At 71.5% G+C, this 15849-nt stretch carries 15 protein-coding genes and 2 pseudogenes; 10 read left to right on the top strand and 7 right to left on the bottom strand.

The features are described from left to right. Positions 1-19: 19 nt before the first annotated feature. A complete protein-coding gene (locus tag ACZ7DY_RS04565) occupies positions 20-496 on the bottom strand; it encodes a GNAT family N-acetyltransferase (protein ID WP_471129883.1) in 477 nt (158 codons plus the stop codon). Positions 497-759: 263 nt separating this feature from the next. On the opposite strand from ACZ7DY_RS04565, the gene hemC reads away from it, so the two are divergent. The 5 genes and pseudogenes from hemC (at position 760) to ACZ7DY_RS04540 (ending at position 5434) form a co-directional block, all read left to right on the top strand. Then, a complete protein-coding gene (hemC, locus tag ACZ7DY_RS04560; protein ID WP_471129881.1) occupies positions 760-1695 on the top strand; it encodes a hydroxymethylbilane synthase in 936 nt (311 codons plus the stop codon). 159 nt (positions 1696-1854) lie between these two features. Then, positions 1855-2664 carry an SGNH/GDSL hydrolase family protein gene (locus tag ACZ7DY_RS04555; protein WP_471129878.1) on the top strand — a complete coding sequence of 270 codons (810 nt, stop codon included), beginning with the start codon at positions 1855-1857 and terminating at the stop codon, positions 2662-2664. Positions 2665-2667: 3 nt separating this feature from the next. Next, positions 2668-3891 (top strand): acyltransferase family protein, encoded by a 1224-nt coding sequence (locus ACZ7DY_RS04550; RefSeq protein ID WP_471129877.1) that lies wholly within the window; start codon positions 2668-2670, stop codon positions 3889-3891. 162 nt (positions 3892-4053) lie between these two features. Further along, positions 4054-4347, top strand: a pseudogene (locus ACZ7DY_RS04545) (response regulator); the annotation flags it as partial. Positions 4348-4867: 520 nt separating this feature from the next. Continuing rightward, positions 4868-5434 (top strand): type 1 glutamine amidotransferase domain-containing protein, encoded by a 567-nt coding sequence (locus ACZ7DY_RS04540; protein ID WP_471129875.1) that lies wholly within the window; start codon positions 4868-4870, stop codon positions 5432-5434. Between the two features lie 106 nt (positions 5435-5540). Here the strand turns inward: ACZ7DY_RS04540 and ACZ7DY_RS04535 are convergent, their stop codons facing one another. Then, the gene (locus tag ACZ7DY_RS04535; protein ID WP_471129873.1) at positions 5541-6176 is read right to left on the bottom strand and encodes a nucleoside deaminase; all 636 of its coding nucleotides are present in this window, start codon (positions 6174-6176) and stop codon (positions 5541-5543) included. Positions 6177-6354: 178 nt separating this feature from the next. Here ACZ7DY_RS04535 and ACZ7DY_RS04530 point away from each other — a divergent pair, with 178 nt between their 5' ends. Further along, on the top strand, positions 6355-7089 hold the full coding sequence (locus ACZ7DY_RS04530; RefSeq protein WP_471129870.1) for an alpha/beta fold hydrolase: 735 nt from the start codon (positions 6355-6357) through the stop codon (positions 7087-7089). An 84-nt stretch (positions 7090-7173) separates the two neighbouring features. Here the strand turns inward: ACZ7DY_RS04530 and ACZ7DY_RS04525 are convergent, their stop codons facing one another. Further along, complete coding sequence (locus tag ACZ7DY_RS04525) at positions 7174-7929, bottom strand: SDR family NAD(P)-dependent oxidoreductase (RefSeq protein WP_471129867.1); 756 nt, start codon at positions 7927-7929, stop codon at positions 7174-7176. Between the two features lie 123 nt (positions 7930-8052). On the opposite strand from ACZ7DY_RS04525, the gene ACZ7DY_RS04520 reads away from it, so the two are divergent. Beyond that, complete coding sequence (locus ACZ7DY_RS04520; protein ID WP_471129864.1) at positions 8053-8487, top strand: Rrf2 family transcriptional regulator; 435 nt, start codon at positions 8053-8055, stop codon at positions 8485-8487. A gap of 127 nt (positions 8488-8614) precedes the next feature. On the opposite strand, the gene ACZ7DY_RS04515 is transcribed toward ACZ7DY_RS04520, so the two are convergent. After that, a complete protein-coding gene (locus ACZ7DY_RS04515) occupies positions 8615-8911 on the bottom strand; it encodes a DUF3817 domain-containing protein (RefSeq protein ID WP_471129861.1) in 297 nt (98 codons plus the stop codon). A gap of 2 nt (positions 8912-8913) precedes the next feature. Beyond that, a complete protein-coding gene (locus ACZ7DY_RS04510) occupies positions 8914-9381 on the bottom strand; it encodes a DUF2269 family protein (protein WP_471129859.1) in 468 nt (155 codons plus the stop codon). A 326-nt stretch (positions 9382-9707) separates the two neighbouring features. Between ACZ7DY_RS04510 and ACZ7DY_RS04505 the strand changes: the two are divergent. Next, positions 9708-9911, top strand: a pseudogene (locus ACZ7DY_RS04505) (AraC family transcriptional regulator); the annotation flags it as partial. 94 nt (positions 9912-10005) lie between these two features. Continuing rightward, the gene (locus ACZ7DY_RS04500; RefSeq protein ID WP_471129857.1) at positions 10006-10506 is read left to right on the top strand and encodes a YfbM family protein; all 501 of its coding nucleotides are present in this window, start codon (positions 10006-10008) and stop codon (positions 10504-10506) included. 77 nt (positions 10507-10583) lie between these two features. On the opposite strand, the gene ACZ7DY_RS04495 is transcribed toward ACZ7DY_RS04500, so the two are convergent. Further along, positions 10584-11072, bottom strand: coding sequence for an Lrp/AsnC family transcriptional regulator (locus ACZ7DY_RS04495; RefSeq protein ID WP_471129854.1), 489 nt, complete (start codon positions 11070-11072; stop codon positions 10584-10586). A gap of 123 nt (positions 11073-11195) precedes the next feature. On the opposite strand from ACZ7DY_RS04495, the gene ACZ7DY_RS04490 reads away from it, so the two are divergent. Beyond that, a complete protein-coding gene (locus ACZ7DY_RS04490; RefSeq protein ID WP_471129851.1) occupies positions 11196-11747 on the top strand; it encodes an RBBP9/YdeN family alpha/beta hydrolase in 552 nt (183 codons plus the stop codon). 143 nt (positions 11748-11890) lie between these two features. Here ACZ7DY_RS04490 and ACZ7DY_RS04485 read toward each other — a convergent pair whose 3' ends face one another. Further along, positions 11891-15640, bottom strand: coding sequence for an nSTAND1 domain-containing NTPase (locus ACZ7DY_RS04485; protein ID WP_471129848.1), 3750 nt, complete (start codon positions 15638-15640; stop codon positions 11891-11893). Positions 15641-15849: the final 209 nt, after the last annotated feature.

The following is a 15849-nucleotide window of genomic DNA, read 5'->3' as shown; positions in this document are numbered from 1 at the left end:
CCGACCCGGCACGGAAGCGCTACCCGGGTGTCTCGCGCACGAAGAGGGTCACCGACACGGTCTCCTCGAAGCCGTTGCGCCGCATCAGCGCGGCCGACGCGGTGTTACGTGACTCGACGTCGGTCACCACGGCGCTCGCCCCGGCTTCCGTGAGCGTGGCGCAGCAGGCCTTCACGAGGCGGCTAGCGATGCCCTGTCCCTGGTACTCGGGGGCGCTCGCGATCCATTCCAGGTTGCCCCAGTCGGGGCGCTGGTCGAAGCCCATCGAGCCGAGCACGAATCCGGCCAGGCGCCGGTCGCCGTCCAGCGCGACCCAGCAGGCGGAGGCCTCGCTGTCCATGTGCCGGGCGATGGCCGAGAGCGACCAAGACGTGTACGGCTTCACGGACGTGTCGTAGACCCGCCGGCCCAGGGCGAGGACGTCGGCCAGATGGGTGGCCGTCATCGGTTCGGGGACGATCGACGTGGGACGGTCCGGCGTGGCGGGGGTGGACATGGGGCCTCCCAGAGGGCGGGCGCGGCGCCGGGCCGCGGCCGCGTGCGTCTCACGCTATGAGGCGGCCGTTGGTCCCGCATGCCGGGGAACGGCGCTCCCGCGGGCCGGGGGGCCGCCCCGGCGGCGGTCGTCCGCCGCGCGCCGGTCCGGCCGCCCGCGCGCGCCCTGACCGCCCGGCGGCACCAACTCGCAAGTTGCTGTGGTGTTTTGATCTGTTGGACGCCTGTCCGGCGCACCCCTGTGAAGCCCTTATCGTGGAGCGCATGTCCGTTCCTGAGCTCATCCGCATCGTCTCCCGCTCCTCCCCCATGGCGCTCGCCCAGGTGGAGCGCGTCCGCGCCGAACTCGCCGCGCTGCATCCCGGCATCCGCACCGAGGTCGTGCCGGTCACCACCTCGGGGGACCGCTGGATGGGCGACCTCGCGGCGCTCGGCGGCAAGGGGGCCTTCACCAAGGAGGTCGACGCCGCGCTGCTCGCCGGTGACGCGGACCTCGCGGTGCACTGCGTCAAGGACGTGCCCGCGGACCGGCCGCTCCCCGCGGGCACCACGTTCGCCGCGTTCCTCAAGCGGGACGACATCAGGGACGCGCTCATCCACCCCGGCGGGCTGACCCTCGACGAGCTGCCCCCGGGCACCCGTATCGGCACCTCATCCGTCCGCCGTGTCGCCCAACTGGCGGCATCCCACCCTGATCTGGAGTGCGTGCCGATGCGCGGCAACGCGGGCCGGCGGCTGGAGAAGCTCGCCGCCGGTGACGCCGACGCGCTGCTGCTCGCCCAGTCGGGCCTGGACCGGATCGGCCGCCCCGAGCTGGCCAGCGAGATCCTGTCGGTGGAGACGATGTGCCCGCCGATCGGGGCGGGCATCCTCGCCCTGCAGTGCCGCGAGGACGACACCGCGACGATCGACGCCGTGACGGATCTCGGCGACACGGACGCGTGGCGGGAGGCGACCGCCGAGCGCATGTTCCTGCACGTCCTGCAGGGGCACTGCAATTCGCCGATCGCCGGGTACGCGCGTTCGGAGCGGGGCGGCGACCTGTCGCTGCGGGCCTGTGTGTTCACCCCCGACGGAAAGACGGTGCTCAACGCCCACGAGTGGGCGGGCCCGCTCGACCCCGCCACGCTCGGCACCTCCGTGGCCGTCGCGCTGCTGCGCCAGGGGGCCAGGGACCTGATCGACGGCATCGCCCACTGACCCGTACGCCTTTACGTACATCCCGCTGCGGCCGTTCCGCGCCGGGCAGCGCCCTTGCGTGACCGTGCCGCTCGCCGCGTGTGACGGGAGCTCTCCCGCTCCGTGATGAAACGATGACAGAGCCCCTGACCTGCGGCTTCAGGGGCTCTGCTGGAGGGCATGAACAGTGAGAACACCCCCTCCCCGAGCCACCGGCACCCCTCCCGGCGGCGCACCGCCGCCCTCGCCCTCCTCGCGACGATCGGCCTCGTCGGCCTGACGGCGTGCGGTGGCGGCGGCAAGTCCGGCTCCGACGCCGAGAAGTCCCCCGGCAAGAGCGACAAGAACATCGACACGCCCACGGTCCTGTGGATGGGCGACTCCATCGCCGGCGCCGAGGCCCCGGCGCTCGGCGCGGCCCTGAAGGCCGGCGGCGCGTCCTTCACGTCGATGGCCGCCGACGGGGGCGGCGGCGTCATCGGTGAGATCGCGAAAACCACCTGGGAGCAGCTCCCCGGAAAACTCAAGTCCGTCAAGCCGGACGTCGTGGCGTACCAGATCACCACGTACGACTGGGGCAAGCCGGCCGAGCAGCGCGCCGCCTACGAGAAGCTCGCCGAGACCGTCGAGGACGCGGGCGCCGAACTCGTCATCGTCACGCCGCCGCCCTTCAAGATCGACGACTTCTACAAGCCGCACGAGGCGGAGATCAAGACGGCCCCGGAGTCGGCCCGGAAGGTCGCCGCCGACCATGCGGACAAGGTCCACCTCCTGGACTCCGCCGCCCTGTGGGGGACCGACAGCACCGCGAAGAAGGCGCAGCGCAGCAAGGACGGCATCCACTCCTGCCAGCAGGGTTCGGCCGCCTTCGCGCAGTGGCTGACCAAGGAGCTGGGCCGGATGTACTCCTTCACGCCCGCCCCGGCCGACCAGTGGGCCACCGGCGCCTGGACCGGTGACAAGGTCTACGGTCCGCTGGGCTGCAAGTAGCCCATGTCCACGACCCCATCGTGCGCGCCCGCCCCGGTCGGGCGCCGTATCGCACCCCTGGACGGCCTGCGCGGCCTGGCCGTCCTGGGTGTGCTGTTCTTCCACGCGGGCCGGTTCGGCGGCGGCTTCCTCGGGGTGGACCTCTTCTTCGTCCTGTCCGGGTTCCTGATCACCGGCCTGCTCCTGAAGGAGGCGGCCCGGGACGGCCGCGTCGACCTGGTCGCCTTCTGGGGCCGGCGCGCCCGCCGCCTGCTGCCCGCGCTCGCCGTGGCGGTCGCCGGGACCCTGCTGCTGGTGTGGGGCCTCGGCTCGGCGACCCTGCTGCGGTTCGGCCTCGACGACACCCCCTGGGTGCTTGGCAACCTCGTGAACTGGCACTTCATCGCCGATCAGGTCGGCTACTGGGACGCCGCCGACACCAGGGTGTTCAGCCACTTGTGGAGCATCGCGGTGGAGGAGCAGTTCTACCTCGTCTGGCCGCCGGTGCTGTGCCTGCTCACCTGGGGCCGGCGCCGGCGCGGCGGGGGCGGCGGGCGGGTCGCCGTCGTGGCCGCCGTCGGGGCGCTGGTCTCGCTGGGGCTCATGATCGCCCTGACCGATCCCGTCGACACCACGCGGGTGTACGAGGGCACGGACACGCCCGCCCTCTCGCTGCTGCTCGGCGCGCTGATGGCCACCGGGCCGGCGACCCGCCTCCTGGAGCGGTGGGGCACCCGGGTCGCGTCCCGGGCGGCGGTGGTGGCGGCGTGCGCCATCGCGGCCTACTGGATCCTGGCCGACGGCCAGGAGGCCCCCTCCCTCTTCCGCGGCGGACTGTTCCTGCACGCGCTGGCCGCCGCCCTGCTCATCGGCTGCCTAGCCCAGGCCCCGGACGGCCCCGTCGGGCGTGTCCTCGGCTGGGCGCCGCTGCGCTGGTTCGGCGCGATCTCCTACAGCCTCTACCTGTGGCACTGGCCCGTCTACGTACTGCTGGGCGAGGAGCGCCTCGGGCGGACGGGCTGGGACCGTACCGCGCTCGTCATCGCCGTCTCCGTGGCGGCCGCGGCGCTCTCCAAGTACCTGGTGGAGGATCCCGTCCGCTTCCGCGCCCGCTGGGCACACGGCCGCCGCGGCGCCCTCGCGCTCGTGGCCGTGTTCGCCGCGCTGGCCGCCCTGTGGGCCGCCGTCCCCGAGCCCCGGACAGGGGTCGGATCGGTGGACGTCACACAGCTCGACGCCGGTGGCTGAGCGCGGACCGGGACGGCACGAGGAACGACAAACATCCAGAAAGTGGGCGAAGATCAAAAATCACGGTGCCCGAAGAGAGGGACGAAGAGGACGGGGAGCGACGAGACGGCCCGACGCCGGTCCCCGCCGGCCCCGACACCTACCCGGAGAAAGCACATCGCCATGGCACGAGTTCTGCTGATCGAGGACGATCCCGCGGTGCAGAAAGGGGTGTCGCCGGCGTTGCGTCGGCGGGGTCACGAGCCGGAGGTGGCGGCGAGCGGTGAGACCGGCCTGCTCACCCTCGAGCGGTTCCGCCCCGATCTCGTCCTGCTCGACCTGATGCTGCCGGGCATGTCCGGCCTGGAGGTGTGCCGCCGCATCCGGGAGACCCGGCAGCTGCCGATCATCATCCTCTCCGCGCGGGGCGACGACATCGATCTGGTCGTGGGCCTGGAGGCGGGCGCGGACGACTACACCGACGCGGTCGACGTCTACCTCCCGGTGACCGTCAAGGATCTCCAGGTCCCCGCCGTCAGTCAGCTCGCCAGCACCGCCGCCCACGCCGACGTGCCGGGCGCGGGGCCGCCCACCACCGTGCAGATCCGCTTCCACGAGAACCTCGTCCGCTCCGACCGCCCGTGGACCGTGCACTGCGACAACGACGGCAACGCGCAGCCGCTCGGTACGGCGTGACGCGGGAGGGGCACCGGGGCGGGAGCCGGGCCGGACAGGACTCCGTACGAGAGGAGCCGGGACGGAACGCCGTACGAGATGTGAATTCGGGCCTTTGGTCCCGAATCCCTCCGGGCACCCGGGGCACCCGACTCCTGTGCCGGTTACTCCGGTCGCCGCCTTCGTCTGGCGGCGCCCCGGCGTGTGCTCATGCTGAAGAGGGGTACCGGAGCGTTCGATCGACTTCGAACGGGCACTGCGGCCATCGCACCGCACCAAAACACGGCACAGCACGGCACAGCACCAGAGGAAAGGCACCGTCATGGCGGAGAACACACTGAACGGCCACCGCGTTCTGGCGATCGTCACCAACTACGGAGTCGAGCAGGACGAGCTGGTGGTGCCGGTGGAACACCTGCGGGAGCGGGGCGCGCACGTCGACGTGGCCGCCGTCTCGGGTGAGGAGATCCGCACCCTCGTCGGCGACAAGGACCCGGGCAAGACCGTGCAGCCCGACCTCAAGCTCGCCGACGCCGACGCGTCCTCGTACGACCTGCTGCTGGTACCGGGAGGCACGGTCAACGCCGACTCCCTGCGGCTGGAGGAGACCGCCGTATCGATGGTCCGCTCCTTCGCGGAGTCCGGCCGCACGATCGCCGCGATCTGCCACGGACCGTGGCTGCTGGTGGAGGCCGACGTCCTGGAGGGCAAGACCCTCACCTCGTACGCCTCGGTCGCCACGGACATCCGCAACGCCAAGGGCACCTGGGTCGACAAGTCCGTGATGCACTGCGGCGCCAACGACTGGGACCTCATCACTTCCCGCAACCCCGGCGACCTGGACGACTTCCTCCGCGAGATCGGCACGACGCTCGCCGCGGCAGGCTGACGGACCGCGGCGCCTTCCTGCGTCGCTTGGCGGCCCGGCGCAGGTAGCGACGGTGGCCGGGAGACTCCGTGTCTCCCGGCCACCGTCGCGTTCACCGCAGCAGCCGCTACGGCCCGCCGTCCGCGATCACCCGCAGGGCGAGCCGGTACGCGGCCTCCGCCGTTCCGAGGTCCAGGAACGCAGGGATCTCCAGACAGTGACGGGCCAGCGCGAGCGCCCCGTCGTCATCTCCTGACCCACCCGCCCCTGGTGGCACACCCTGGCGGAGGCTCCAGAGGTGCATCAGCATGCCGCCGAAGACCGCGAGCGGCCCCGGCGCCGGGCCCTCGCGCCGAGGCCAGCGCGCCGCGATGGCACCGCCGACGGACGGAATCCGCTCGATGCCGCGCCACATGGGGTCGGGCGCCGCGTACAGCACGGTGCCGACGTGGGCGTGGAGGAGGGCGCCGCTGCACAGGAGGCAGGGTTCCAGCGTGGTGAGGAGCCGGTGGTCCGCGTACCGCCTCCCGCTCGGCAGTTGGGCCAGGACGTTGACCTCGGCGTGCGCGATGGCGGCCCCGGCGAGCTGTCCCGGCGGGGCGGTCGGCTCCTGGCTGCGGTTGCGCCCGCGCGCCACCATCCTGCCGCGGGCGTCGAGCAACACGGCGCCGACGGGGCGGCTGCCCACCCTGAACGTTTCCCAGGCCAGCTCGAAGGGCTCCCGCCAGAGCGCCGGGAGCGCGGGGGTGTCTTTCCCTGTCACGGCTCGTCCCCCTTTGCGCCGCGGCTGGGCGGGCGGCCCTCGCCGGCGGTATAGCGCGGCACTCATCCCAGTATTCAACTCCCCTGCGGGGTCAGGGGTGTTAGGGGGGCCGGTGAGACGTACGCCCACGGCGTTTCCGCAACACCGAACGCGGCGCGCGCCGTTATGCTCTCGCTCCGTGGACGAAGTCGTGGTGGTGCGCGTCGGCTCGGGGCCGGAGGTCCTGCTCGTGCACGGGGGCGCCGGCCCGCGAACGACGTGGGACGCTCTGTCCGCGCTGGCCGACCGCTGGACGCTGGCGTACGTCCATCGGCGCGGCTATCCGCCGAGTCCGACGCCCCGGGCAGGTCAGGACCACGAGGTGGACGCCCTGGACCTGGCACCGCTGCTCGCCGGCCGTCCGCACGTCGTCGCCCACTCCTACGGCACCCTCGGGGCGTTGGCCGCGGTGGCGGCCACACCGGACAGCGTGCGTTCGCTCACCCTGATCGAGCCGCCCCTCACCTTCCTCGTCCCGGACGATCCCGACGTGGTGCGGCTCGAACGCCTCGGCGACGCGGTCCTCACCCACGGAATGGGCACGGACCCCGCCGAACTGCGGGAGTTCCTGCGCCTCGCGGGCGCCCCCGTCGACGACGGCCCGCTGCCGCCTCATGTGGCCGCCGGCGTCGACCGGGCGCACGGAGCCCGGCTCCCCAGCCGGGCTCGTCCACGGCTCGACCTCATCCGCCGGGCCCGCGTCCCGGTGCTCGTCGCGTCGGGGGACCACGCGGCCGCCCACGAGCGGATCTGCGACGCCGTCGCGGTCGCACTCGACGGCGAGCGTGCCGTATGCCCGGGCGCCGGACACTTCGTCGCCGCGGCGCCCGGTTTCATCGACCGGCTCGACACCTTTCTTCGCGCGGCTTCGTGAGGCGTACCAACGCACACGCGGGTCGCCGGCGGTGCGCGCCCCGAAGACGCGATGTCCTTCGGGGCGCGCGGCAGGGGCTCGGGTTCAGGCGTTGTAGCCGCCGTGGGCGTCCAGCACCGCGCCCGTGACGTACGACGCGGCGGGGCTCGCCAGGAAGGCGATCGCGGCGGCGATTTCGTCGGGGTGCCCCATGCGTTGCAGGGACAGCGAGCTGAGCAGGGCCTTGAGGGTCTCGGGGTCCGGCGGCTGCATGGCGCTGTCCATCAGCCCGGCTTCCACGACGTTGGCCGTGATGTCGCGGGGCCCGAGGTCCCGTGCGACCCCCATGGTGTACCTCTCGATGCCTGACTTGGTCGCCGCGTAGTCGGCGACTCCCGGGACGCCGACCCGGGAGCCCAGTCCGGAACTCACCGTGATGATGCGGCCGCCCGCGCGCAGCACTCGGGAGGCGGCCCGGATGACGGCGATCACGCCGAGGTAGTTGGTGGCGTGCATCCGGTCCAGTGCGGCGGTGTCGGCGTCCGGGTCGTCCACCGTGCGGCCCTGCTCCACCGAGATCGCCGCGTTGTTGACGAGGATGTCCAGGCCGCCGAAGTGTGCGACCACGTCGTCGATCAGCGCCGGCGCCCGGCTCGTGTCCGCCTGGTCGGACCGGAAGGCGACCGCCTTGGCTCCCGTGCCGTGCACCTCGTCGACGACGGCCTGCGCCTGCTTCTCGGAGCTGACGTAGGTGAAGGCGACGTCAGCGCCCTGCTGGGCCAGCAGCCGTACGGTCGCGGCTCCCAGTCCGCGCGATCCCCCGGTGACCAGGGCGACCTTGCCCGTGAGTGGCTTGCTCATTCTTCTCACCTCGTTGATTGACCCTTTCCGGCTGTCGCAACATTAATTGTTACGACAGACGGATGCAACCTCTGCTGTTACGACTGCCGTATCATGAAGCGTCGTGGTCGAGAGGAGGAGCCCATGAGCGCCAACAGCAGGCTGACCATCGCCGCCCACGCGCTGGCCTGGATCGGTCTCTATCAGCGCCAGGGCCATGAGGTCGCCACCTCCGAGCAGATCGCGACGAGCGCGAACACCAATCCCGTGGTGATCAGGCGGTTGCTCGGCGAGCTGCGCAGGGCCGGGCTCGTAGAGTCCCGGCGGGGCGTGGGCGCGGGCTGGTCGCTGGCGCGCGAGCTGGAGTCGATGACCCTGCTCGACGTGTACGAGGCAGTGGAACCCGGCCCGCTGTTCGCCATGCACCGCGCCACCCCGGACCAGGGCTGCGTGGTGGGTCACGGCATCCAGCCGGCCATGCAGAGCATCTACGAGGGCATCGAGGAGACCGTGCGACACGAGCTGGCCCGCGTCACGCTCGAGAACGTACTCCGGGACGTACTCGCGGCACCTCGCTAGCCTCTCCGTGACGCCCTGACATCACCAAGATCCCCCTCTGAGCCCAACGCGGCCGGTGAACCCCACTGGTTCCGCGCGTGCGTGGACGGCGCCCACATCCGGGGGCCGTCCACGCCGCTGCCTCGCCTCACTCCTCGGTGACAAGCACCGGATCCTTGGCGGGTCGGTCGGTGTCGGCGACGGGGCGGAGCCGCCGTAGCGCGAGGAGACCGCCGATGCCGGGAATGACGGCAACGGCTTTGGTGGCGCCCGTGGCCGACGACAGGCGCCAGGTCGCGATCACGACGAACAGGTAGGCGCAGCCGTGGGTGGGGCCCATCACGGAGGAGAACGGCTTGAGGTGGGCGGTGGCGAGATTGCCCAACATGACGATGAGCGAGATGAGTTCGACGTGCGCCGCGATGCGCAGGGGGCGTGGGTGCATGGTCAGGCTCCCGTGGTGGATCCGGGGCGGACGATCATCAGGACGGTGACGGTCGCCCACAGCAGGTTGAAGACGCCGGTGAGCATGGCGAGCCGGGCGGCGGGGTGGCCGTCGGGGCGGGGGTCGGGGGCCTGAGCTGCGGTGAGGGCGCTCTCCTGGGCGGGCAGGATCAGCAGGCCGAGGACGGCGGCGGCCAGGGCGGTCAGGACGATCGAGGTGATCAGCCATCCGCTGCCCAGGACGTCCAGGCTGCTGGCCGTGGCGAATCCGAAGAGAGGAACCGCGATGCCGATGCCGGCGTAGACGCGGCAGATGCGGTGCAAGGTGCGCAGGTCGACGAGGGCCTCGGGCCCGCCGTGGACGCTGTGCGCGCGGCGCAGCGCCTTGGGGAACATGCTCGCGGCGACCGTGACCGGCCCGATGGCCAGTACGGCCGCCAGGACGTGCAGGGAGAGGAGAAGTTTCGTCATCGTCAGTGGCCCGCGACCGCCGGGACGGCACGGCGTCGGCCGGCGTTCAGTACTTCATCGGGGGCGATGACGTCGAGCGGGTCGAAGTCGACGTACGAAATGAGCTGGGCATGCACGGAGAAGGTCCTTCGCGGGTGGTGTCATCCGGCCCGTGCCGGAGTCGTTCCCGACGCTAGGCGGGCGCCACCCCACCCCCAAGTGGCATTGGTGCCACCTTCCAACGAAATAACGCCAGGCAGACCGACAGGCTTCTGACCTGCTGTAAGCGTGGAAACAGCACCCCCGAGGCCCTTAAAGAGAAGCCGGAGGACAGACACCTTCCTGCCATGCACACCGTCGCCATCCTGACTCTGGACCAGGTGATCCCCTTCGACATCCGCGTCTGCGCCGAGCGGCCGGAGATCGATGCCGGCACCTTCACGATGCGCGTGCCCTGGGGACTGGACGGTCTCGGTCCCGCGGACACGATCATCGTTCCCGGCACCGCCGACATCACGGCCCCGCTCGCCGATGCCGTCCGCGACGCGCTCTGCCGCCGGCACCACCGCAAGGTCGGCACCAAACCGCGCCGCACGTGATGAGCAACCGGATCCGCTGTCAGAGCCTCTCCATAAGCTGCCGCCCATGAGCATGAACGGCGAGTACCTGCGCGTCACACCCGAAGAACTGACCCGAGCCTTGAAGGATCCCGAGTGGGCTCTGGACCTCGCCGAGGAGATCCAGGACGCCCAGGAAGAAAGGGAGACGACACCGGCCGAGGCTCGTCACTTCACCACGCACAAGACCTGGCACCTGCTGGATTTCCTGCTGAAGCGTTCGGTGTTCCCGGTGGACATCGTGCATGGGGAGGAGCCCTTCGCCGCGGCCGATGACTGGGGCTACGGGCCGCCGCGATACGTGACTGCTGACCGTGTACGGCTGGCCGCCGACACACTGGCACAGATGACCTACGACCAGCTGATCCAAGGCGTCGATCACTCCGAACTCGCCGCAGCCGAGATCTACCCCCAGATCTGGGACTCGCCGGCATCGCTGGGCTGGGCCCGAGATCTGTTCACCCCTCTGACGGAGTTCTTCCACGCCGCGGCCTCTGATGGCCACGCCATGATGATCTGGCTCGACTGAGGACCGTCCCGCCTGCCCGGACGTTAAACGGCGAGCTGACAAACGGTCATGGACGAGCGACACCAACCAGCTTGGCGCTACTTGCGGTTGAGTCGGCCGTGCTCCCCCGCCCCCAGCCCCGAAAAGGGCTCCGTCGGCAGTGGCTTGGGGGGATAGCTGCGGAGTACGAGGGAGGTGGTGACCGGACCGTAGCGGGCCAGGGAGTCCACCACCTGCTCGAGGCGTTCGGCGTGGGGGCAGTGCACGTCGAAGAGCAGGCAGTCCTCGCCCGTCACTCGGAGGGTGGAGACCACCTCGGGGATGCGGGCTGCGAGGGCGAGCGCTCCGGACAGCTGCGCGTGGCTGGTGCGCAGGCGGATGACGGCGTGGATGTTGAGCCCGATCGCGGCAGGGGCGACGACCGCGCGGTACCCGGTGATGATCCCGCTCTTCTCCAGGCGCTGGATGCGCGCACCGGCGGCCGACTGTGAGAGCCCGACACGGCGGCCCACCTCGGCCCCGGAGAGCCGGCCGTCCGCCTGGAGCAGCTCCACTATCACCCGGTCGATGTCGTCGAGTGATTCCATCGTCGTCGCCCCCACTTTCCTTGAGATCACTTGCTGGGCCCGGCCGTGCCCACTGGTCCATCGAGAATCGCCCCAGGGCCGGCCCGCGGACGGGGAGGGCCACGATTGGAAGGACGGTAGGTGATGGTCGCGTACGTCGTCACCCCTGGGATCGGCGGGTCCAACGAGGGGCACTGGCAGAGCCGGTGGGAGAAGCGGTGGGGCATGTCGGCGGTCCGGATCGCGCCCGCGTCGTGGGAACGGCCCGACCTGCCGGACTGGGTGGCGGCCGTGCAGTCCGCGTACGAGACGGCCTCCCGGCGGGACGCACGAGTGGTGCTGGTGGCGCACAGCCTCGGCTGCTGGGCGGCGGCCGAGTGGCTGGAGCGGACGCGTCCGCTCCCCGGGGCCGTGGCGGCCTTTCTGGTGGCGCCGCCGGACCCCGGGGGTACGGCCTTCCCCCGGCAGGCGGCCCCCACCTTCACGGATCTGTCGGCGCGGGCCCTGCCGTGCCCGGCCCTGGTGGTGGCGAGCGACGACGACCCGTACTGCGACACAGCGACCTCCGTCGCCTTCGCCCACGCGTGGGGCGCGTCCCACCATCCCATCGGGAGCCACGGCCACCTCAATACGGAGAGCGGCCTGGGCGACTGGCCCGAGGGCACGGAACTGCTCCGTCCGCTCGTGGATGGCTGAGGCGGGCGCGGGCGGCGGTCTGCCGGACGGTCCCCAGGGTTCCAGGGGCTGCACGCTGATGGACCAGGGGCCCTGTACCTGACCCGTCGGCCTGCGGAAGACGGCATTGCCGTCGCCGGAAACGCCTCGGCGACCCGACCGCCTCAGCAGACGTCGCGGTACGGCATGTCCGGGATGTATGTCTTCCAGGCGGTGCGGGACAGGCCGCCGCGGGCCCGTTCGCAGACGGTGTCGGTGGCGTGGTCGGGGTCGATGGCGTACGAGCTGAGGGGCACATGTTTCCCGGCCACGAGAACGTTCCCGTCCTTGCTGAAAGCGACCGCCGTGACGGCGTCGTCGGCGGTGGGCAGCGGGCCGCCCAGGGGGCGGCCGGAGGCGGTGTCCCAGAGACGGACGGTGCCCTCGTCGCCGCCGACGGCGAGGGTCCTGCCATCGTGGGAGTAGGCCAGGGCATCCGCGGATTCCAACCCGCTGTCCAGCCCCGAAAGCGTCCCGGCGAGAGAAGCCACACGCCGCATGTCGTCGTCGTACAGGGTCACCCGGCCGGTACTTTCACCCACTGCGAGCCGCTCGCCGTCGGGCGGGTAGGCCAGGGCTACGCCGGTACTCAGGGACGCACTGGCGTCCTCGGTCATGCGACCTGAGGGCAGGGCGAATACGGTGCCGAAGGTGGTGGCGAGGCGTAGTCCGTCCGGCCGCGTCGCCATGACGCCGCTCCCGGGGCTCGTGAGGATACGAGCCACGACCTCAAAGGCGTCGTCGCCCCACACCGGCCGAACCGCCTTGCTGCCGTCCCGTACGTCCCAGGTCACCAGGGCGGGCTCGGGGTCCTGGCGCAACGCGAGCAGGGACGTGCCGTCGGGATTCAGCGCGATCGACTGGGCGGCCTGTCCCTTCGCACCGAAGGTGAGCTCCGCGCGCCTGCGGTTCGCCCGCAGGTCCCACACTCTTATCCGCTGGGGGCGCAGAAGGAGGTGCTCGTCCTCCGCGTCCAGGGCGGCGGCACCGTATGCCAGCGTCCGGCCGTCGCCGCTGAAAGCCAACAGGACCCAGCACAAGGAGGTCCCGCTCGTGTCGCAGTCGGCCGGCGGAAGCGCCACAGGCCGTCCACCGCCGGCGGTGGGCCGCACCTCGAATCGCACGCGCCCGCCGTTCTCGCGAGCTGTGACGATCTTCCTGCCGTCCGGGCTGAAGGCTGTCCCCAGAGAGGGTGTTCGCTCCCAGTCGGCGGCTGTCTCGCCCAGGGACAGCGTCCGCACGGCCGCGTTCGCACCACGGTCTTCCTCCAGATAGCGGATCACCCGGTGTCCGGGGTCCAGCCGCAGATTCCCGACAGACTCGCCGGAGAGGCGGTACCGGTGCACGATCTCGTATCTGTCCGCCAGGACCCGCCACAGGGTGATCGCCTCGCTGTCGACGGTGGCGGCGAGGCGCCCGTCCGAGCTGAACGCGAGATCGCTCAGCGTTCGCTTGTGCTCGACGTCGAGCACCTTCCTGCCTGTGGCGAGGTCGTAGCCGCGTATGTCCTCTCCCACCAGCAGCAGCCTGTCGTTCTCCGGACCGAAGCGCAGTTCCGACTCGCCACCGCAGGCGGCACGGGACAGTGCCGCCGTACGCAGGGTGCGCAGTCGGCGCCGTGAGCCGATGTCCCACACCTCCAGTGAGTCCCCGTCACACAGGGCCAGGTAGCGGTCGTCTCCGCTGACGGTCACGTATTGGAGGTCGTCGCCTTCGTGCAGGAATGCCCTGCGTCCTCGCCGCAGGTCCCACAGCTCCACCCGTGTGCTGTCCTCCGCCAGCGCCGTGCGTCCACTGGGGGTGGAGGAGAAGAGCGCTCTCTCGCGGGAGGGAGCCATGGGCCCACCCATCGGCTTGCCGGACGCCAGATCACGGACGCGCAGTCCATGGTCCCCCTGCATCAACACCCGCCGTCCGTCCGGGGTGAGCCCCACCGGCATCTCCCCCTCGGACAGGCGGAAGCCGCCGGTGCGCCGGTGGCTGTCCACGTCCCAGCCCCTCACCCGGTCTCCGGTTCGCGAGGTCGCGATCATCGTCTGTCCGTCCCCGCTGAGCAGGACCATGTCGTCGGGCCGCCCGCCCGGGACGGCGAACGCGTCCTGCTCGCGCTGCGCCGTCGCCCCCAGCACCGCTGCTCTCGCCTCATCCGTGGGCTTGATGCGCCACGCCGCCGCGCTCAACCGCAGGGCCGTCCGGGGGTCGGTGGCACGCATGTTCTCCGCCAGCGACGCCAGGCGGCGGGAGGCGGCCTCCGCATGACGCTGGTCGCCCGCACGGTTCTGCTGCCAGGCCACCACACCCGCCACCAAGGCCAGCACCACAAGTACGGCCAGGACGGCCGCCGAGCTCCGCCGACGCCGGTGTTCGCGCGCACGCGCGGCCCGCCCGGCCGCCAGGAACGCGGCCTCCGCGGAGGTGAGTTCGGCTTCCGCCGTTCCGGGCCCGAACGCCTCCTCCGCCTCGGCCAGCCGCACGCCTCGGTACAGGGACCCGGAGTCGCGGCCCAGCTCCTGCCACGTCTGTGTGTCCTGCCGGAGGCGACCGTGCAGGAGCAGCCGTTCCCGGTCCTCGTCAAGCCAGCCGCGCAGCCGGGGCCAGGCCGTGATCAGAGCCTCATGGGCGAGATCGACGGTCTCCTCGTCGAGCGTGATCAACCGAGCGCGCGCCAGCCGGTCCAGGACCGTGCGGGTCTCGTCCCCGTCGACGCCCGGCCTCTCCAGGGCGGAGCGGTTCACCGGGCAGCGAGTGTCCGGCACCCCCTGTCCCGGGGTGATCAGTCGCAACAGGATCCTGCGGGCGACGACGCGCTGATCCGACGAGAGCGCGGCGTACAGGTCCTCCGCGGTCTGGGCGATGGCGCCGTGCAGCCCTCCCGCGGCCTCGTAGGCGCTCATCGTCAGGGTGCGGCCGCGGCGTCGGCGCCAAGTCTCCAGCAGGACGTGGGAAAGCAGTGGCAGACCGCCCGGCTCGTCGGTGACCTCCTCGACGAGCCGGGCGGTCAACGCCCGCTCCACGATCAGACCCTGTGTGGCGGCGGGCTTGACGACCGTTTCCCGCAGTTCCTGCGGGCTCATCGGGCCGATCGGCACGCTCGCCCGGCGCAACACAGGTACGAGGCCGGGGTGCTGGAGACACCGGCCGTAGAAGTCGGCGCGGATACCCAGGACCACGCGCAGCCGGCTCTCCGGGGCATCCGCGCTCAGCAGCAGCTCCATGAAGGCGGCGCGCTCATCGGAGTCCTGGCAGAGGGTGAACACCTCCTCGAACTGGTCGACGACCAGCCACGTGTCGCCGCTCCCCGACGCGGGCGCGAGCACCTCGCCGTGGGTGCGTACGGGATGTTCGCCGGGCGTGAGAACACGCAGTGCGGCGGGGCGCAGGAGAGGGTCCGTCGTCCGCTGGAGGTGGGGGATCAGTCCGGCACGCAGCAGAGAGGACTTGCCGCTCCCGGAGGGGCCCACGAGCGCGGCGCACCGATGCGTGCGGAGCACGTCACTCAGATCGTCCACGAGCCGCTTCCGGCCGAAGAACCGCTCGTGATCGGAGGCCTCGAAGCGCATCAGGCCCTGGTACGGCCCTTGCCCCTCCTCAGCCGACGGGAGCCGCTCGGCATCCGCGCACTCGGCCTCCTTCCAACGCCGCTCCCACGAAGCCGTGTCGGCGCCACAGGCGGTCACGTACGCGAGGAGGACCGGGAGCGACGGCAGCCGCTCCCCGGCCGCCGCCTGGGAGAGCACGGTGACCGAATACCCGGTGCGCCGGGCCATCGCACGGTACGACAACCCACCGGCTTCCTGCCGCAGTCGGCGCAGCTCGCACGCGAATCGCTGGACCGGCCCCGCCTCCGGGTCCACCGGTTTCTCCCTGCGCCCCACCGCCCCATCCCCCTCATGATCTACGGGCTCAACCTACGGAACCCCACCACGGACGAGAAGGCGGGTCTCGGCCAAGGGACGCCGTCCGCCCGCCACAAGCGGGCCCGAGCGCCCCGCCGACAGGATTGTTCAGCACCTCGGACCAGGGCTGACGAACAATCCGAAGGCCGGTGGAATCGGTCACGGGACGCCCCGAGGGGCCTCCGTGA

The sequence above is a fragment of the Streptomyces sp. NPDC037013 genome, from assembly GCF_055607265.1.
This window is presented reverse-complemented; position numbering and strand designations above follow the sequence as displayed.